Genomic DNA, 17,493 nt, shown 5'->3' with positions numbered 1-17,493 from the left:
GAAATCACTCGTCGTAGGTCACTTCCACCGAATCGGTCTCGGGATGGGCCTGGCAGGCCAGGATCAGGCCCTCGGCGAGGTCCTGGGGCTCCAGCACGTCGTTGATCTCCATAGTGACCTTGCCCTTTTTGAGCTCGCAGGCGCACGCGCCGCAGTGCCCCTCCCGACAGGAGAACGGGGCATCGAGGCCCTTGTCGAGCAGCAGGTCAAGCAGCTTGACGTGCCGCGGCCACACCAGCTTGTGCTTTTCGCCGTCCAGCTCGACGACGACCGTGGCCGGCGCTGCGGCCTGTTCGCCTTCGGGAGCGTCGGTGATCTTGACCGCGGCGAACGGATCGCTGTCTAGCGACTTGAACACCTCGAGGTGGACCTGCTCGGCCGGCACGTTGCAGGCGACGAGGGCTTCGCGGGCGGCCTGCATGAACGGGCCCGGGCCGCAGATGAAGACCTGGCGGTCGGTGAAGGGGGCGGCCAGCTGGGCCAGCGCGGCGCGACTCGGCAGGCCCTGCACCGACTCCAGCCAGTGCACCACCGTCAGCCGGTCGGGGTACTTGTCGACCAGCTCGCGCAACGCGGCGCCGAAGATCACCGACCGCTCATCACGGTTGGCGTAGACCAGGACCACCTTGCCACTGCCCTGTGACAGCGCCGACTTGCAGATCGCCATCATCGGGGTGATCCCGCTGCCCGCGGCCAGCAGCAGAAAGTCGGTGTCCAGGGACTTGGGCACGAAGGTGCCCGAGGGCGCCAGCACATGGATGCGCATGCCGGGGTGGGCGTTGTCGCAGAGCCAGTTCGACGCGTAGCCGTCGGCGGTCCGCTTGACGGTGACCGCTAGTGAGTCGTCGGTGAAGGGCGAACTGCACAGCGAGTAGCAGCGGGCCACCGAGCCGGTCTGATCGCTGGGGATTCGCAGCGTCAGGAACTGGCCCGGCGCGTACTTCAGCCGCTGCTCGGGGATCTCCGGATCATTCGGCCCGTCCGGCACGCCGAATACCAGCGACCGTGCGTCGTCGGTCTCGGTGACGACTTCGGTGATCTGCAGTTCCAGCACGTGAGCACCGAGTGGTTCGTCCGGAATGGTCTCCGTCACGGGCCGCCCTTCATCTTCGGTCATAACTAGAACAGGTTACAGAAAAGTGGTCCGGGATTGCTACCAGCTGCAGGAACACCCCGCTCGACACAAATCGGAACGTGTTCTAATCTCACTCTAGGCTGGTTGGAAAACACCGCCGATGAACCTGTTCACTTCTGGGAGGCAATCTAGTGACGTCCATTCAACAGCGTGACGCGCAGTCGGTGTTGGCCGCCATCGACGACCTTCTGCCGCAGTTGCGCGAGCGCGCCCAGGAGACCGAAGACCTGCGCAAGCTGCCCGACGCCAACGTCAAGGCGCTCGAGGACATCGGTTTCTTCCGGTTGCTGCAGCCCGAGCAGTGGGGCGGCCTGCAGTGCGACCCGACCATCTTCTACGAGGCGGTACGCCGGCTGGCCAGTGCCTGCGGTTCCACCGGTTGGGTCGCCGGCATCATCGGCGTGCACAACTGGCACCTGGCGCTCTTCGACCAGCAGGCCCAGGAAGACGTCTGGGGTGAGGACACCAACGTCCGGATCTCCTCGTCCTACGCGCCGATGGGCGCCGGTGTGGTCACCGAGACCGCCGACGGCTACATCGTCAACGGTTCCTGGAACTGGTCGTCGGGCTGTGACCACGCCACCTGGGCGTTCCTGGGAGGTCCGGTGATCAAGGACGGCAAGCCGGTCGACTTCGGCAGCTTCCTGATCCCGATCTCCGACTACCGCATCGACGACGTCTGGCACGTGGTGGGCCTGCGCGGCACCGGCAGCAACACCGTCGTGGTCAAGGACGCCTTCGTGCCGCGGCACCGCTTCTTGTCCTATCGGGCCATGAACGACCAGACCGCGGGCGGCTACCAGACCAACACCGCGCCGGTCTACAAGATGCCGTGGGGCACCATCCACCCGACCACCATCTCGACGCCGATCATGGGGATGGCCTACGGCGCCTACGAGGCTCACGTCGAGCACCAGGGCAAGCGGGTGCGCGCGGCGTTCGCCGGGGAGAAGGCCAAGGACGACCCGTTCGCCAAGGTCCGGATCGCCGAGGCCGCCAGTGACATCGACGCCGGCTGGCGTCAGCTGATCGGCAACGTCGGCGACGAGTATGCGCTGCTGGCTGCCGGCCAGGAGATTCCGTTCGAGCTGCGGGCCCGGGCCCGGCGTGACCAGGTCCGGGCCACCGGCCGGGCCATCGCCTCCATCGACCGGCTGTTCGAGGCGGCCGGCGCCACCGCACTGTCCAACGACGCTCCGGTGCAGCGGTTCTGGCGTGACGCGCATGCGGGTCGGGTGCACGCGGCCAACGACCCCGAGCGCGCATACATGATCTTCGGTAACCACGAGTTCGGGTTGCCGCCCGGCGACACCATGGTCTGATCGGAGGTATCACCGATGAGTATTCGGTCATTGGGCTACCTGCGGATCCAGGCCACCGACATGGCGGCCTGGCGGGACTTCGGGTGCAAGGTCCTCGGCATGGTCGAGGGATCCGGTACCACCGAGGGTGCGCTGTACCTGCGGATGGACGAGTTCCCCGCCCGGCTGGTGATCGTGCCCGGGGATACCGACCGGCTATTGGTATCCGGTTGGGAATGCGCCAATGCCGAAGGCTTGCAGGAGATTCGGCAGCGTCTGGATGCCGAGGGCACGCCCTACAAGGAGGCCACCGCGGCCGAGTTGGCCGAGCGCAGCGTCCAGGAGATGATCGCGTTCGACGACCCGTCGGGCAATCACCTGGAGGTCTTCCAGGGGGTGGCGCTGCAGCATCGCCGGGTGGTCAGCCCCTACGGGCACCGGTTCGTCACCGAAGAGCAGGGCCTGGGCCACGTGGTGCTGTCGACCACCGATGACGCCGAGGCACTGCACTTCTACCGCGACGTGCTCGGCTTCCGGCTGCGTGACTCGATGCGGTTGCCCCCGCAGATGGTCGGTCGCCCCGCGGACGGCGACCCGGCCTGGCTGCGGTTCTTCGGCTGCAACCCGCGCCACCACAGCCTGGCCTTCCTGCCCATGCCGACTCCGACCGGAATCGTGCATCTGATGGTCGAAGTGGAGAGCGCCGACGATGTCGGGCTCTGCCTGGATCGGGCCTACCGTCGCAAGGTGCCGATGGCCGCCACGCTGGGGCGGCACGTCAACGACAAGATGCTGTCGTTCTACATGAAGGCGCCCAGCGGTTTCCAGATCGAATTCGGCTGCGAGGGTCTCGAGGTCGACGACGATGACTGGGTGGCCCGGGAGAGCACCGCGGTCAGCCTGTGGGGGCATGACTTCACCGTGGGTATGAAGTAGCGGTGACTGACGAACTCCCGATCGACCCGCGTGCGTTCCGCAACGTGCTGGGCCAGTTCTGCACCGGCATCACCATCATCACCACCGTCGATGACGACGTTCCGGTCGGTTTTGCCTGCCAGTCGTTCGCCGCGCTGTCGCTGGACCCACCGCTGGTGCTGTTCTGCCCGACCAAGCAGTCGCGGTCCTGGCAGGCCATCGAGTCCAGCGGGAAGTTCTGCGTCAACATCCTGGCCGAGGAGCAGAAGGACGTCTGCGCCCGCTTCGGCTCTCGCGATCCGGACAAGTTCGGCGGCGTGGACTGGAAACCGTCCCCGCTGGGGTCGCCGATCCTGGCCGGATCCCTGGCCCACATCGACTGCACGGTGGCCTCGGTGCACGACGGCGGCGACCACTTCGTGGTGTTCGGCGCGGTGCAGTCGCTGTCGGATGTCCCGGAGGTGAAGCCGCGGCCGCTGCTGTTCTATCGCGGCGACTACACCGGCATCGAGCCGGACAAGACTACTCCGGCGCACTGGCGCGACGACCTGGAGGCGTTCCTGACCGCCACCACCGACGACACCTGGCTGTAATTCTTTGCCACGAGTGTGAATTCGGCGACGCCGCACCGGCGTGTCGTGTCGTGAGATTCACTCTCGCGGGAGGGTTGGAAGGGCCAGTTCGACTCCGCGCCGCAGGTCCAGCTCATGATGCACAAGTTCGTGGTGAGCACGGGCCAGCAGCGACGCCACACTGCGCGGCGATCCGTCGCTCCCGCGACCGCACCGACGTAATTCGACCGGGCCCACTCTCATTGCCAAATCTGCCAACTCCGCGCAGGCCCTGGAAACATCCGTCGTGACCGTGCCGATGTTCCGGCGGCAGTACCCCTGGACTTCGGCCGCGGCATCGAAGTCGAACGGCTCGAGTCGCGGAGCGGCCTCCTGGAGTACCCGCTCGACGCGCTGGGTGTACCAAGCCACTGCGTCGGCGACGTGCGCCGCGTATTCGATCGGAGCCCAGGTTCCCGTCGCCGGCCGACGTCGCACCTGCTCATCGGTGACCGACTCGAGGATTTCCATCACCAGGAGGGGAAAGCAACCGCATTTCGTCACGAGGGCGGGCGGATCTTCCGCGAACCCGAAACCGCACTCCGCACATTCGTAAGTGGGCACCCAAAGACCTTTGCACAGATCGCCACTAGCATGCAGAGGGTGAGGCGACTCGGTTGGTCGGCGTTGGCGTATCTCGGCTACAGCGTCTTGATGTTGGTGTTCGAACGGGGGATGCGCAAGACGGGTGGCCCGGGCATCATCGCGTTCGAGCTGGCCGGCAATGCCACCCGGGCTGAGGAGATCCTGACCGCCTGGGGCGCTGACGGCCGTCGGTGGGCGCGCTTGTCGCTGTGGCTGGATTTCGGCTACATGCTGACCTACGGCTATGTGGTGTTGTTGCTGATCGAACCTGCCCGCAGCCGCCATGGCGGCTCGGCAGCATTGCGACTGCTGCCGATCGGCGCGGTGGCGGGCGATGCCATCGAGGGGGTTGCACTGCTCAAGGCGCTCGACGGGGTGGATCTCGACGCCAACGCCCGACGGGCTCGAACGGCAGCGCTCACGAAATTCGCGCTGCTCGGGCTTGCGTTGGCCTATACCGGAATTCGTTCAGTGCAAAGGGTGTCGCCAGCGTAGTCCGGGAAAGCGGGCGAAACCACGATCAGTGGTGATCCAGGTTGCACCGTTCTCGATGGCCAAGGCAGCGTGATAGGCGTCGAGAACGGTGTTGCCTTTTGCGCTCGTTTGTCGACACAGCGAGTCGAAGATCTCCCAGTGTCGCGTGCCCGGTTGTAGCGGGACTGCGGTCGGACCTGAGCGAAGCGCTCGGCAAGAGTCCAGCGCTTGCTGCGTGGTGCTGGGTTGTTTGAATATCCGATGGTTGGTGATGATTCGGATCACGCCCGAAAGTACGAGGTCGCTTATCCCGACGGGTTCGTCGCCGTTGAGCGCGTCATTGACCCATAGCCGGTATCTGCCGTGTTCGGGGCTGTCCTGGCGGATCGCGTAGACACAGACGTTGACGTCAAGGAGCAGCATTGTCGCCCAGCAATTCGGCGAGGGCATCCTTGTCATCGAGGTCGACGCCGGGTTGCAAGCCGCCTTGACCGTGCGTCGGGAGTTCGAATGCCTGGCCAGCCCTCGATCCGGTGTCGCGGTGGAGCATGGCGCGCAATGCGTCGTCCAAGATCGCGCCGAGCGGCCTGGACGTCCTCGCAGCTAAAACCTTCGCTTCAGCGAGAAGGTGGTCGTCGATATTGACTGTGGTACGCACGTGCGCACCATATCATCAGTGGAGTACATCATGATGCGTGCCAGCGTCGCTGGTGCTCGGCGTGGGTGCGCAGATACGCACCGGGGGAGTAGAACTCGTCGTAGAAATCGGTGTCCAGGTGCTGGGCCTGCAGGTACATCAGCACGTGCACGGTCGGGACGGTGCCCGGCAGCTTCCCGAAGGTGTCGTAGATGTAGGACGCCTGCAGCGTGACCAATTCGGCGATGCCGTCCGGCGGCAGCGCTGAGGCACGGACCTGACGGGTATCGGCCCACGGCCCCGGGGTGTCGGGGTGAGATGGCCCGCCGGGGCCAAACTTTCGGGCCACCAGCTTCTGTACGCCGTCAGCCACCGACGCGACATGCGGCGGGCTGAGCGTTTCGAAATGGCCGGGCAACCCGGTGACATTCGGGAACGGCCAACGCGGATCGGTGTCGGCGACGAAACCCAACCCGGGCGCCCGCGGGTCACCGGAGCCGCCCAGCACCGACAACCGGTCCAGGCCGTCGAAGATCCAGCCGCCCAAGCCCATCGCCTGCAATCCCAGCGCCCCGTTGTGGGCAGCGATGGACAACTCGGCGCTGGCTTCGGTCAGGGTGTACTGCTCCACGAACGACAGCGGTATCGGGTCGTCGGCATGCGCCAACCCCGAAAATGCTTGCACGCCAGGGATGGCGCGGCCGGTGATGTCATCGGTGATCGGATACCCGTTGGCCGCGAAGAACCACAGATTCTCCAGTAGGTGTTCGGCCAGATCAGCCACCGCGAATGCCAGCAGGCTGCCCGGATGGTTGCCGATCCAGGTGTTGTGGCCCTCCATATAGGGCTCTTCGCGGGGCAGTTCCAGGCGGGAATCCGACAGTCGCACATAAGAATCGGCGGTATGGCCGATCCACGCCTCGATGCTGTCGAACTCCCGTGGCGTCTGGTCGCGGGTGGGCAGCAGGTAGCAGCCGGTGTCGTCGGTGAAGAACAGCTGGCTGGTGTGAAAACCGGCCGCCGACGGCATGGCCCGCCCGACGGCGCTGCCGGGGTAGTTCGGCAGCGCCGGGGCGTACCCAGGATGGTGTGCGATGCCGTCATGCCAGCCCGTGACGCCGGCCATCAGCGACAGCAGCAGCGCCCGTTCGACCTCGGACAGCGGCTGGACCGGACGGCGGCTGGTGTAGGCCAGCGCACCGGCCGGAATGGCGCCGCCGGTTGGAAACCGCCGCGACCGGCGTCCGGTGATTGCGGCGAACAGCCCGAAACCGGCCGCCTGCGCCAGCGCGGCCCGTTCCTGGTCGTTGATCACCAGGGCCATGGCCCGGACCTACTTGCTGACGGTCTCCAGCAGCGTGGCCAGCTGGGTCGGCGAGACCGCGATGCCGCACTGATTCTTCAGGTCGGTGAGCGGCTGGGCAATGCCCTGAAGCGTCGACAGCTGGTCGAGGTGGCCGATGAAGTAACCCTGCACCGAAGACTTGGCTTGCTCCGCCGGCATGCTGGCCGCGGCGGTCAGCACGTCGTTGGTCTCCGGGTGGTCGTTGAGGAATCCACCGGCCTGGCCAAGCACCCCGCTGGCAGTGCTGGCGAGCCCGGCGGCCGTGCAGGCGCCAGGTGCGGCGTCGGCCGGGTTGCTGGTCGTCAGCGTCGATGCGGCCACCGCACCGAGGATGCCGACGGCTGCGGCGCCGAGCGCCAGGCGGTTCAGCGAGCCTCGACGGAGGAGAGGCGAAGCTGGGACCGCCGTGAGAACCGAGCGAGAAGTCGTGGAAATGCGCATAGCAGTGGTCCCTTCGATCAGGTATTTCGCAGCTTGGAAGGTAAACCTACCGGAGCGGCAGCCACCCGCGGAGTCGGCGCAGGGCTTCGTCGATGTCCGCGGTGGGGCCGGCGAACGAAAGCCGGACGAAGGTGTTGCCGCGCTCGGTGTCGAAGTCGACTCCCGGTGCCAGCGCAAGACCGGTGTCGGTCAGCAGGCGCGCGCAGAACGCCAGTGAATCGTCGGTGTGCTCCGCGAGGTCGGCGTAGACATAGAACGCCCCGTCGGTGGGCGCCAACTTCTCGATGCCCATGCCCCGCAGTCCGCCCAGCAGCAGCTCTCGGTTGGCGGCGTAGTGCCGCAGGTGACCATCGGATTCGGCGATCGCCTCCGGGGTGAACGCGGCGACCGCCGCGTACTGGGCCAGGACCGGCGGGCAGATGGTGAAGTTGCCGGTCAGGCAGTCCACCGCGCGGCGCAAAGCCGGCGGCACCAACAGCCAGCCCAACCGCCAGCCAGTCATCGCAAAGTACTTCGAGAAGCTGTTGGCCACCACTGCGTTGCGAGAGGTCTCCCAGGCGCAACTGGTCTGCGGGGCGCCCTCATAGACGAGGCCGTGGTACACCTCATCGCTGATCAGCCGCACGCCGGCGGCATCGCACCAGGCGGCGATCGCGGCCAGCTCCGCCGGCTCCATCACGGTCCCAGTCGGATTGGCCGGGCTGGCGACGATCACCCCGGCCAGGGGCCCGTCGATCTCGGCCAACATCGCTGCGGTGGGCTGGAATCGGGTCTCGGGCCCGCACGCTATCTCGACCACCTCGCAGCCCAGCGCGGTCAGGATATTGCGATAACAGGGATAGCCGGGGCTGGCGATCGCCACCCGGTCGCCGGCGTCGAAACAGGCCAGGAACGCCAGCAGGAATCCGCCCGACGAGCCCGTGGTCACCACCACGTCGTCGGGGTCGACGGACAGGCCGTAGCGATCGGCGTACGAGCCGGCAATCGCCGAACGCAGCTCCGGGATGCCCAGCGCGACGGTGTAGCCCAGGGCGTTGGCCTGTAGCGCCGCGGCGGCGGCGGCGCGCACCGGTTCGGGGGCCCCCACACTGGGCTGGCCGGCCGACAGGTTCACCAAATCGCCATGGCTGCGTTGGCGCTGCGCAGCGGCCAGCCACACGTCCATCACATGGAACGGGGGGATACCGGCCCGCAGTGCAGCGCGGTCCAGATCGTTGGTCATGAGATTCACCCTGCCATCACGCGCCGGAGGAACGCGGTCGAGTCCGGCATCGAGGCGAGCACCGTGCCGGAATGGTCTTGATCGGGATAGATGTGCAGCTCGACATCCTGGTGGTTGTCGGTCAGTTGCTGATACAGCGTCTGCGTGGACTGCGGCGGCACATCGGTGTCCCCTAGGCCGTGGCCGAGAAAGATCGGCCGGTCATACCCGTCGGTCGGGGTACCCATGAAGGTGTCGAGCGCCGCGCCGATCCCGTCCAGAGAACTGACCGGGGCAACGAACAAGTCGTTGAGGGTGGTTCCCGCGGCCAGGTGATCCAGCTCGGTCTTGCACACGGTCTCCGCCCGGTCGGCCAGCTCGCGACCGCGCGCGGTCAGCACACTGTCGACGGGGATCTCGGGAAGCGCTTCGCGTAGGGCGGCCACGATGTACGAGGCGTAGCTGATCGCCGCGGGCGGTACCTGTCTGGGTGGCATTTCGGGTCCAGCCGCGATGACCAAGCGTTCGATGTTGGCCGGAGTCCCGGTGGCCACCACGCCGCGATAGTCCAGGCCGGTGCCGGCGGTGAGCCGGTCGGCCCACCAGGCGCTGTTGATCGCCGCGCCGCCGCCCTGGGACTGCCCGACGATCGCCCACTTGGGGGATAGCGGCAAGTCCAGCTGATGGACGGCCCGGACGGAGTCGACTACCGAATGCGCCTCGGTGGTGCTATTGAGATAGCTCATCAGCCCTGGCGTGCCGAGCCCGACGTAGTCGGTGCCGACCACCACGTAGCCCTGATCGAGCCAGTGCGACAGGTATTCGTCGTCGCGAGCGCTGCGCGGCCGGGCCGACGGGGTGCAGTCGTCCCCGAGGCCGACGGTGCCGTGCGCCCAGGCGATCACCGGCCAGCCACCCGGCGGCGGCGCGCCATGCGGTACGAAGACCGCGGCGGTGCTCACCGCCGGCCGGTTGTGCTGGTCGGGCGTGGCGTACAGAATCCGGAATGCTTTGGCGGCGCCGGTCACTGACAGCGCCGGGTCGAGCGGTACCGAGGTGATCAGATCCCCCTCGGCGGGAATGGCACCGGCGTATGCGCGCGCGTCCAGCCCCGACCACTGCGGAGTCGGTTCGGCAGCAGCCGGCGCGGCCAGCGCCAGGGCCGCCAACCCGATCGACAGCAAGGTCGTGGCGCGAATCGAACTCACCTGTTGACGCCGAGGAACGCGAACGGTTCGGCGACTTGGAAGTTCGCCGAGGTCTCGCCGGCGAAGATGTTGCTGTCGTCGGAGCCGAGGGCCAACTGGCGTGCCGGGGCGCCTTCGTCGAAGTCCAGCTTGGTCAGGTCCACCCAGAACACGTTGGGCGTCAACGCCGACTCGAAGAAGTACAGCTTGCGGGTGTGGTGGGCGACGGTGCGCCAGCGGGTCGAGGAGATATTCGGCTCGCCCGGTGTGGAGATGCCGAACGGCACCGACACGTTGCGCACCACGCTGAGCACCGAGGCGAGTGCGATCTTCACGTCGTCGGATTTCGGAATGGCGTTGACGTAGAACGAAGCCCGGGCGAACCGGTCCGCGGCTCGATTGGTGCCCGGCAGCATGACGGTACCGCCGAGCTGCTCCCAATAGGCGTTGACCGCGAGCTGCTGCTCGAAGATCGGCGAGTTCGTCATCACCTGGTACTGGCGGCCGTGGTGGATGACCTGCTTGCCGTCAACGTATTCCACGATCGCACTGTCACCGGTCGCGTCCGACAGCGACAGGTGCAAAGTGGCCAGGCGGTCCTCGCCGGGTACGCCGTCGGTGACCACCTCGAACGGTTCGGTGCTCAGCGCTGCGACGGCTTCGGCGACCGTGGCGAAGTTGTCCAGGGCGTACTGCGCCCAGACCGAGATGCACAGGCCGGGCCGGCTGGCGTCGTATTGCGGATACACGGATTCCGCCAGCCAGAGCAGGTTGGCGGACAACCCGGCTTCGTTCAAACCGTCGGTGGTGCAGATGTCGTAGCCGGTGGCGACCACACTGCCGTACTTTGCGGTCCACGTGGCGGAGTTCGCCCCGGCTCGGCCGTCACGCTTCACGCCGCGCGGCAACGACCACAAATTGGTCGCCAGATCCAGCTTCCAGTCCATGGATCGTCCGGTGATGATGTTGCCGTTCGGGCCGAGGTAAACCAGTCGGGTGCACATGCGGCTACCGTACGGGGCTTTTAGAGCACCTCGGCCTGCAACCGGCGAAGATGCTGTGCCGGCAGGCCGAACAGCTGTGAACTGCCATGCGCGCGTTTGAAGTACAGCTGGATATCACTTTCCCAGGTGATCGCGATACCGCCGTGCAGCTGCACGGCTTCGCCGGCCACCTTGGAAAAGGCCTCGCTGGCCACCACGCGCGCCAATGCGGCCGAGGTCGCCGACGGCCCGACTGTGGCTTGTTGGATGGCGTCGTCGACGACGGCGCGGGCGGCCGACACGGCCACGTACAGGTCGGCCATCCGGTGCTTGAGCGCCTGGAAACTACCGATCGGCCGGCCGAACTGCACCCGGCTCTTGGTGTACTCCACGGTCAGCTCCAGGCAGCGGGCCGCGGCGCCGATCTGCTCGGCCGCCAACAGGATCGCCGCGTAGTCCGCGAGGCCGGGGTCTTCCCCGATCGGCGCGGTGGCGCTGGGGGTGATCCGGCCCAGACGCCGGGTGGGGTCCATGGTGGCCACCGGCTCGGTGCTGAATTCAGTCCAGCGGGTGAGCTGGCTGCCGTCGGCGCCGATAACGACGTCGGCCGCGCCCACCAGGTCCCCGTTGGCCACCGTGTTGTCGTCGCCGAAGACGACCGCTCCGATCGCGCCGCCCTCCGCGAGCCGTTCCAATGCGTCGGCGTCGGGCTCGGGCGCGGCCAGCAGCGCCAGTTCGGCCAGGATGGTGCCCAGCAGTGGGGTGGGTACCAGTGCCTTGCCCAGCTCCTCGAGAACGACTGCGGCGTCGCCCAGTTCGCCACCGGCACCGCCGAGTTCCTCGGGCACCACCAGGGCAGCGGCGCCGACCTGCTCGCACAGCAGCTGCCACAGGTTCTCGTCGTAGCCGCGCTCGGATTCCATCGCCACCCGTACTGCTTCGGGCGTGGCGTGCTTGTCGACGAGTGCGGCCACGGTCTGGCGCAGCAGGTCGCGTTCGTCGTTACGGGCCACTTAGATCGCCTCCAACACTCGCCGCCGGTGAGCGGTCGGATCCCCCCACGCGGGACGCAGGGCTTGCACCCGCAGCAGCCACAGGGACAGGTCGCATTCGCTGGTGAAGCCGATGGCGCCGTGGGTCTGCAGCGCCGAATGCGCGGCCAGCAGCGCGGCATCGGACGCGGCCACCTTGGCGGCGCTGACGTCGCGGGCGGTGTCGGCGGAATTGTCCGCGAAGGATAGCGCCGCGCCGTACACCAGTGGACGGGCCAACTCGAGCGCGATGTGTACGTCGGCCAGCTTGTGCTTGATCGCCTGGTAGCTGCCGATCACCCGACCGAACTGGGTGCGCTGCTTGGCGTAGTCGACCGCGGTGTTCAACATCGCCTGCCCGGCCCCGATCAGCTGCGCGGCGGTGGCCAGCGCACCCATCTCGTAGGCGCGGGCGGTGTCAGCCGCCCACGTCGATCCGGTCGCGGTGACGTCGAAGACGGCGCGACTGGGGTCCACCGACGCGTGCCGGGTGCCGGCCTGCGCCGTGCCGGCCTGGCCATTGTCGGCCAGCAGGATCAGGTCGGTGCGGTCGGCGTCGACAGCGCGTGGGGTGTGCGGTGGCAGTGCCACCGTGGCGATCAGCTCTCCGGCGGCCAGTGCGGCCAGTTGTGAACCGGCATCGGGTGCGCCGGCCAGCAGAATCGGCGCCACCGCAACCGATTCCACCACCGGCCCGGGCACGCACCAGCGGCCCAGCGCCTCGAGGGCCACCACCAAGTCGACGGGATGGGCGCCGATGCCGTCGAATTCCTCCGGCATCGCCAGCGCGGTCACGCCGAGCTCGGTGAGCTGGTTCCACACCTGACGCCCCGGCTCGGGGTTGCCCTGCGACCAGGCGCGCACCGCGCCGGGCACATCGGCGGCGCCGAGGGCGGCGTCGATGCTGGCCGCGAAGTCCCGCTGCTCTTGGTCTAGATCGAATTTCATTTCTTCTCCCGGGGCAGGCCCAGCAGCCGCTCGGCGATGATATTGCGCTGAATCTCGTTGGTGCCGGCGTAGATCGGGCCGCCGAGTGAGAACAGGTAGCCGTGGGTCCAAGCGTCAGCGAGTTCGCCGTCGGCACCGCGGATGTCCAGGCCGGTCTGGTGCAGCGCAACATCGAGATCGGACCAGAACACCTTGGTCACCGAGGATTCCGCGCCCAGCTCACCACCGGCAGCCAGCCGGGTCACGGTGCCGAACGTCTGCAACCGGTAGGCCTGCGCCTTGATCCAGGCGTCGGCGACGCGGTCGGTGAACACCGGATCGCTGCCGTGCTGGCGCCACATGGCCGCCAACTTCTCGGCACCCACCACGAACCGGGCCGGGCTGCGCAGGCTCATGCCGCGTTCGTTGCTCGACGTGCTCATCGCGGCGCGCCAGCCTTCGTTCGGCACACCGATCACGTCGTTGTCCGGCACGAAGACGTCGTCGAGGAAGATCTCGCCGAAGCCGGTCTCGCCGCCGAGCTGTTCGATGGCACGCACGGTGATCCCGTCGGCCTTGAGGTCGAACATGAAGTAGGTCAGGCCGTGATGGCGCTGGGCCTGCGGGTCGGAGCGGAACAGTCCGAAGCCGCGCTCGCCGAACGGGGCGCGCGAGCTCCAGATCTTCTGCCCGTTGAGCTTCCAGCCGCCGTCCACCTTGGTGGCCGTCGAGCGCAGCGACGCCAGGTCACTGCCGGACTCCGGCTCCGACCATGCCTGAGCCCAGATCTCCTCGCCGGAAGCCATCTTCGGCAGGATGCGGTCCAGCTGCTCTTGGGTGCCGTGCGCGAACAGCGTCGGCGCCAGCATCGAGGTGCCGTTGGCGCTGGCCCGCCCGGGCGCACCGGCGCGGAAGTATTCCTCCTCGTACACCACCCACTGCAGCATGCTGGCGTCGCGGCCGCCGTATTTCTTCGGCCAGGCGATCACCGACAGGCCGGCGTCGAAAAGCACCTTGTCCCAGCGGCGGTGCTGCTCGAAACCCTCGGCGGTGTCGTAGGACTCAGTCGGGAACTTGCCCTTGTTCGCGGCCAGGAAGTCGCGGACCTCGGCGCGGAAGGCCTCGGTCTCGGCATCAATATTCAGGTCCATCTAGGCCCACTCTCTCAATTCATGCTTGACCACCTTGCCGCCGGGATTGCGCGGTAGGGAGTCGGTGAAGGTCACCGATCGCGGCGCCTTGAAGTTCGCCAAATTCTCACGGGCATAAGCGATCACCGCTTGCTCATCGAGCGTCGACCCGGACCGGCGCACGATGAAGGCACGGCCCACTTCGCCCAGCCGTTCGTCGGGAACGCCGATCACCGCCACGTCGGCCACGCCGTCGAGGCGGGCCAGTGCCTGCTCGATCTCGGCCGGATAGACATTGAAACCGCCGCAGATGTACATGTCCTTGAGCCGGTCGGTGATCCGCAGATTCCCGGCGGTATCCACCGTCCCGATGTCGCCGGTGTGCAGCCAGCCGTCGGCGTCGATCGCCGCGGCGGTGGCCTCGGGGTCATCGAGGTAGCCGAGCATGATGTTGGCGCTGCGCAGCAGCACCTCGCCCGAATCGCCAATGCGCAGCTCGAAGTCGCCGATCGGACGCCCGCAGGTGGTGGCGACGGTGACGGCGTCGTCGTCGGCGCGGCACATGGTGCCGAACCCACCGGATTCGGTCAGCCCGTAGGCGGTGAGCACGATGTCGATGTCCAGCTCGGTCTGCATCCGCTCGATCAGCACCACCGGGACGGTGGCCGCGCCGGTGACCGCGAACCGCAGCGAGCTCAGGTCATACCGGTCACGCTCGGGGTGATCCAGCAGGGTCTGGTAGATGGTGGGCGGCCCGGGCAGCACGGTGATCCGATGGGATTCGATGGCGCGCAGCGCGCCGGCCGGGTCGAAGGTGAGCTGCGGGATCAACGTCGCGCCGGTCTGCAGGCAGGCCAGGATGCCGGCCTTGTAGCCGAAGTTGTGAAAGAACGGGTTGATGCACAGGTAGCGGTCCTGCGCGGTCATCTGACCGCACTGCGCCCAGGCCGCCGGGCCGGCCAGCGACTGCCGGTGGGCGCAGAGCACGCCCTTGCTGCGGCCGGTGGTCCCGGAGGTGAACAGGATGTCGGAGAGATCATCGGGTCCGACGGCGCTGGCGCGGGCGTCGACGTCGGCGGCCGGCACCGCGGCGCCGGCGGCGATGAATTCGTCCCAGGTTCCGTCGGAGATTTCCACGGGTACCCGGACGACGTGCTGTAGGTCGGGCAGCTGGGCGCGGTCCAGTTCGGTGAGCCGGTCGGTCTTGAGGAACCGGCCCATCCCGACCAGTACCTTGGCTTTGCTGCGGGCCAGGATGTCGGTGGCCTCTGCCGCGGTGTAGCGAGTGTTCAGCGGCACCAGCACGCCGCCGGCGTAGTGGGTGCCCAGGCAGGTGATCACCCAGTGCCAGGTGTTGGGCGACCAGAGTGCAACCCGGTCGCCAGGCTGCACACCCAGGGCGATCAGGGCCGCGGCGGCTCGCCGCACCTCGTCGCGCAGGCGCGCATAGGTGAAGCGGCTGTCCCCGGTGACCAGGGCGTCATGGTCGGGCAGCGCACGCGCGATGTGGTCCAGGGCCGCAGGTGTGGTCTGCGGTTCTGTACTCATAGGCGCTGCTCCTCCCCGTCGCTGAACTCTGCACCGCCGTCAGCGCGGGCTCCCTGGGCTCGACGGCTCGTAGCCGAGCAAGTGCTTGGTAGGTTAGCCTACAAGGGTGCAAGCAGTCGAGGAGTTCCGGGCTGAGGTCCGTGCATGGCTGGCCGACAACCTGGTCGGGGAGTTCGCCGAGCTCAAGGGCCTCGGCGGCCCGGGGCGCGAGCATGAGGCGTTCGAGGAGCGGATGGCGTGGAACCGCCATCTGGCCGACGCCGGACTGACCTGCCTGGGCTGGCCGGTGGAGCACGGCGGGCGCGGCCTGTCGGTGGCGCACCGGGTGGCGTTCTACGAGGAGTACGCCCGCGCCGACGCGCCCGACAAGGTCAACCACCTCGGCGAAGAGCTCTTGGGGCCGACCCTGATCGCCTTCGGCACGCCCGAGCAGCAGCAGCGTTTCCTGCCCGGCATCCGCAATGTCACCGAGCTGTGGTGCCAGGGCTACTCCGAGCCGGGGGCCGGCAGCGATCTGGCCAATGTAGCCACCACCGCGGTGCTCGACGGCGACGCCTGGGTCATCAACGGCCAGAAGGTCTGGACCTCGCTGGCGCACCTGTCGCAGTGGTGCTTCGTGGTGGCCCGCACCGAGAAGGGCTCCAAGCGGCACCACGGACTGTCCTACCTGCTGGTGCCGCTGGACCAGCCCGGGGTCGAGATCCGGCCGATCGTGCAGCTCACCGGCACCTCGGAGTTCAACGAGGTGTTCTTCGACGACGCCCGCACCGACGCCGACCTGGTGGTCGGTGAGCCCGGTGACGGCTGGAAGGTGGCGATGGGCACGCTCACCTTCGAGCGCGGCGTGTCCACCCTGGGGCAGCAGATTCGTTACGCCCGTGAGCTTTCCGCGCTCGCCGAGCTCGCGCAGCGCAATGGCGCCGCCGAAGACCCGCTGATCCGCGAGCGGCTGACTCGGTCCTGGGTGGGTTTGCGGTCGATGCGGTCGTACGCGATGGCCACCATGGACGCCGAGCAGCCCGGGCAAGATAACGTCTCGAAGCTGCTGTGGGCCAACTGGCACCGTGACTTGGGCGAGCTGGCCATGGACGTGATCGGGCGCGACTCGATGGTGCTGCGCGACGGCGAATTCGACGAGTGGCAGCGGCTCTACCTGTTCACCCGCAGCGACACCATCTACGGCGGGTCGAACGAGATTCAGCGCAACATCATCGCCGAGCGGGTTCTCGGCCTACCCCGGGAGGCAAAGGGATGAACCTGGCTCAGGCACCGGAAGAGATTGCCGGACACGGCCTTTTGAAGGGCAAGACCGTGCTGGTCACCGCCGCCGCCGGCACCGGCATCGGCTCCACCACCGCTCGGCGTGCACTGCTCGAAGGTGCCGACGTGGTGGTCTCCGACTACCACGAACGCCGGCTCGGCGAGACCCGCGACCAACTGGCCGACCTCGGGCTGGGCCGGGTCGAGGCGGTGGTCTGCGACGTCACCTCCACCACCGCGGTGGACGCGCTATTCGACGAGGCCGTGGCAAAGATGGGCCGGCTCGACGTGCTGGTCAACAACGCCGGACTCGGCGGGCAGACCCCGGTCATCGAGATGACCGACGACGAATGGGACCGAGTGCTGAACGTGACGCTCACCTCGGTGATGCGGGCGACCCGGGCGGCGCTGCGCTACTTCCGGGACGCCCCGCACGGCGGGGTGATCGTCAACAACGCCAGCGTATTGGGTTGGCGGGCACAGCATTCGCAGTCTCACTACGCCGCGGCCAAGGCCGGCGTGATGGCCCTGACCCGGTGCAGCGCGATCGAGGCGGTCGAATACGGGGTGCGGATCAACGCGGTCTCGCCGTCCATCGCGCGGCACAAGTTCCTGGAGAAGACCAGCTCAGCCGAGTTGCTGGACCGGCTCGCCGACGGCGAGGCGTTCGGCCGGGCCGCCGAGCCATGGGAAATCGCCACCACCATCGCATTCCTGGCCAGCGACTACTCCAGTTACCTGACCGGCGAGATCATCTCGGTTTCCAGCCAGCGGGCCTGATG

The 17,493-nt window shown here is 67.5% G+C and carries 19 protein-coding genes; 6 read left to right on the top strand and 13 right to left on the bottom strand.

Annotated features, from left to right (window positions below; all coding sequences use genetic code 11):
• Nucleotides 1-4 precede the first annotated feature (4 nt).
• Entirely contained in the window at nt 5-1,093 is a 1,089-nt protein-coding gene (locus BN4346_RS43450; protein ID WP_096867759.1) for a ferredoxin--NADP reductase, read from the bottom strand.
• Between the two features lie 173 nt (nt 1,094-1,266).
• Here BN4346_RS43450 and hsaA point away from each other — a divergent pair, with 173 nt between their 5' ends.
• The 3 genes from hsaA to hsaB are packed head-to-tail and all read left to right on the top strand — an operon-like array spanning nt 1,267 to nt 3,944.
• Nucleotides 1,267-2,457 carry a 3-hydroxy-9,10-secoandrosta-1,3,5(10)-triene-9,17-dione monooxygenase oxygenase subunit gene (gene hsaA, locus BN4346_RS43445; RefSeq protein WP_067976365.1) on the top strand — a complete coding sequence of 397 codons (1,191 nt, stop codon included), beginning with the start codon at nt 1,267-1,269 and terminating at the stop codon, nt 2,455-2,457.
• A gap of 15 nt (nt 2,458-2,472) precedes the next feature.
• A complete protein-coding gene (gene hsaC / locus BN4346_RS43440; RefSeq protein WP_067976364.1) occupies nt 2,473-3,372 on the top strand; it encodes an iron-dependent extradiol dioxygenase HsaC in 900 nt (299 codons plus the stop codon).
• 20 nt (nt 3,373-3,392) lie between these two features.
• Nucleotides 3,393-3,944: a 3-hydroxy-9,10-secoandrosta-1,3,5(10)-triene-9,17-dione monooxygenase reductase subunit gene (hsaB, locus tag BN4346_RS43435; protein ID WP_208863320.1), complete on the top strand. Its 552-nt coding sequence runs from the start codon at nt 3,393-3,395 to the stop codon at nt 3,942-3,944.
• Between the two features lie 57 nt (nt 3,945-4,001).
• Here hsaB and BN4346_RS48285 read toward each other — a convergent pair whose 3' ends face one another.
• Complete coding sequence (locus BN4346_RS48285) at nt 4,002-4,433, bottom strand: DinB family protein (RefSeq protein ID WP_067976361.1); 432 nt, start codon at nt 4,431-4,433, stop codon at nt 4,002-4,004.
• Nucleotides 4,434-4,565: 132 nt separating this feature from the next.
• Between BN4346_RS48285 and BN4346_RS48280 the strand changes: the two genes are divergently transcribed.
• A complete protein-coding gene (locus tag BN4346_RS48280; RefSeq protein WP_096867733.1) occupies nt 4,566-5,042 on the top strand; it encodes a hypothetical protein in 477 nt (158 codons plus the stop codon).
• Here BN4346_RS48280 and BN4346_RS43420 read toward each other — a convergent pair.
• The 11 genes from BN4346_RS43420 to fadD3 form a co-directional block, all read right to left on the bottom strand.
• On the bottom strand, nt 5,016-5,444 hold the full coding sequence (locus BN4346_RS43420; protein ID WP_067976358.1) for a type II toxin-antitoxin system VapC family toxin: 429 nt from the start codon (nt 5,442-5,444) through the stop codon (nt 5,016-5,018). The genes BN4346_RS48280 and BN4346_RS43420 overlap by 27 nt on opposite strands.
• Complete coding sequence (locus tag BN4346_RS43415) at nt 5,431-5,679, bottom strand: type II toxin-antitoxin system VapB family antitoxin (protein WP_067976355.1); 249 nt, start codon at nt 5,677-5,679, stop codon at nt 5,431-5,433. The genes BN4346_RS43420 and BN4346_RS43415 overlap by 14 nt, the downstream gene beginning before the upstream one ends.
• Before the next feature lie 28 nt (nt 5,680-5,707).
• Nucleotides 5,708-6,982, bottom strand: coding sequence for a hypothetical protein (locus tag BN4346_RS43410; protein ID WP_067976354.1), 1,275 nt, complete (start codon nt 6,980-6,982; stop codon nt 5,708-5,710).
• Nucleotides 6,983-6,991: 9 nt separating this feature from the next.
• Nucleotides 6,992-7,324, bottom strand: a complete 333-nt coding sequence (locus BN4346_RS43405) for a heme-binding protein (RefSeq protein ID WP_235653781.1) — start codon at nt 7,322-7,324, stop codon at nt 6,992-6,994.
• 166 nt (nt 7,325-7,490) lie between these two features.
• Nucleotides 7,491-8,666, bottom strand: a complete 1,176-nt coding sequence (locus BN4346_RS43400; protein WP_067976421.1) for a pyridoxal phosphate-dependent aminotransferase — start codon at nt 8,664-8,666, stop codon at nt 7,491-7,493.
• A gap of 5 nt (nt 8,667-8,671) precedes the next feature.
• Complete coding sequence (locus BN4346_RS43395) at nt 8,672-9,853, bottom strand: alpha/beta hydrolase family protein (protein WP_456080972.1); 1,182 nt, start codon at nt 9,851-9,853, stop codon at nt 8,672-8,674.
• Nucleotides 9,850-10,836 (bottom strand): linear amide C-N hydrolase, encoded by a 987-nt coding sequence (locus tag BN4346_RS43390; RefSeq protein WP_067976352.1) that lies wholly within the window; start codon nt 10,834-10,836, stop codon nt 9,850-9,852. The genes BN4346_RS43395 and BN4346_RS43390 overlap by 4 nt, the downstream gene beginning before the upstream one ends.
• 20 nt (nt 10,837-10,856) lie before the next feature.
• A complete protein-coding gene (gene ipdE2 / locus BN4346_RS43385) occupies nt 10,857-11,828 on the bottom strand; it encodes an acyl-CoA dehydrogenase IpdE2 (protein ID WP_067976350.1) in 972 nt (323 codons plus the stop codon).
• Nucleotides 11,829-12,794 (bottom strand): acyl-CoA dehydrogenase family protein, encoded by a 966-nt coding sequence (locus tag BN4346_RS43380; protein WP_067976347.1) that lies wholly within the window; start codon nt 12,792-12,794, stop codon nt 11,829-11,831. It abuts the gene before it with no gap.
• A complete protein-coding gene (locus BN4346_RS43375; RefSeq protein ID WP_067976345.1) occupies nt 12,791-13,924 on the bottom strand; it encodes an acyl-CoA dehydrogenase family protein in 1,134 nt (377 codons plus the stop codon). Before BN4346_RS43375 ends, BN4346_RS43380 begins: the two co-directional genes overlap by 4 nt.
• The gene (fadD3, locus tag BN4346_RS43370) at nt 13,925-15,451 is read right to left on the bottom strand and encodes a 3-((3aS,4S,7aS)-7a-methyl-1,5-dioxo-octahydro-1H-inden-4-yl)propanoate--CoA ligase FadD3 (protein ID WP_067976344.1); all 1,527 of its coding nucleotides are present in this window, start codon (nt 15,449-15,451) and stop codon (nt 13,925-13,927) included. It abuts the gene before it with no gap.
• Between the two features lie 106 nt (nt 15,452-15,557).
• Between fadD3 and ipdE1 the strand changes: the two genes are divergently transcribed.
• Complete coding sequence (gene ipdE1, locus BN4346_RS43365) at nt 15,558-16,706, top strand: acyl-CoA dehydrogenase IpdE1 (protein WP_067976342.1); 1,149 nt, start codon at nt 15,558-15,560, stop codon at nt 16,704-16,706.
• Complete coding sequence (ipdF, locus tag BN4346_RS43360; protein WP_067976340.1) at nt 16,703-17,491, top strand: (5R,7aS)-5-hydroxy-7a-methyl-1-oxo-2,3,5,6,7,7a-hexahydro-1H-indene-carboxyl-CoA reductase; 789 nt, start codon at nt 16,703-16,705, stop codon at nt 17,489-17,491. Before ipdE1 ends, ipdF begins: the two co-directional genes overlap by 4 nt.
• Nucleotides 17,492-17,493 lie beyond the last annotated feature (2 nt).

It is taken from the genome of Mycolicibacter icosiumassiliensis (assembly GCF_900078685.2).
In the GTDB taxonomy this organism is placed as follows: domain Bacteria; phylum Actinomycetota; class Actinomycetes; order Mycobacteriales; family Mycobacteriaceae; genus Mycobacterium; species Mycobacterium icosiumassiliensis.
This window is presented reverse-complemented; position numbering and strand designations above follow the sequence as displayed.

Bases quoted from the DNA above. Each gene is read 5' to 3' on its own strand.
- hsaC (WP_067976364.1), top strand. From the start codon at position 2,473: ATGAGTATTCGGTCATTGGGCTACCTGCGGATCCAGGCCACCGACATG.
- BN4346_RS48285 (WP_067976361.1), bottom strand. From the start codon at position 4,433: ATGGAAATCCTCGAGTCGGTCACCGATGAGCAGGTGCGACGTCGGCCG.
- BN4346_RS43420 (WP_067976358.1), bottom strand. From the start codon at position 5,444: ATGCTGCTCCTTGACGTCAACGTCTGTGTCTACGCGATCCGCCAGGAC.
- BN4346_RS43410 (WP_067976354.1), bottom strand. From the start codon at position 6,982: ATGGCCCTGGTGATCAACGACCAGGAACGGGCCGCGCTGGCGCAGGCG.
- BN4346_RS43400 (WP_067976421.1), bottom strand. From the start codon at position 8,666: ATGACCAACGATCTGGACCGCGCTGCACTGCGGGCCGGTATCCCCCCG.
- BN4346_RS43390 (WP_067976352.1), bottom strand. From the start codon at position 10,836: ATGTGCACCCGACTGGTTTACCTCGGCCCGAACGGCAACATCATCACC.
- BN4346_RS43380 (WP_067976347.1), bottom strand. From the start codon at position 12,794: ATGAAATTCGATCTAGACCAAGAGCAGCGGGACTTCGCGGCCAGCATC.
- BN4346_RS43375 (WP_067976345.1), bottom strand. From the start codon at position 13,924: ATGGACCTGAATATTGATGCCGAGACCGAGGCCTTCCGCGCCGAGGTC.
- fadD3 (WP_067976344.1), bottom strand. From the start codon at position 15,451: ATGAGTACAGAACCGCAGACCACACCTGCGGCCCTGGACCACATCGCG.
- ipdF (WP_067976340.1), top strand. From the start codon at position 16,703: ATGAACCTGGCTCAGGCACCGGAAGAGATTGCCGGACACGGCCTTTTG.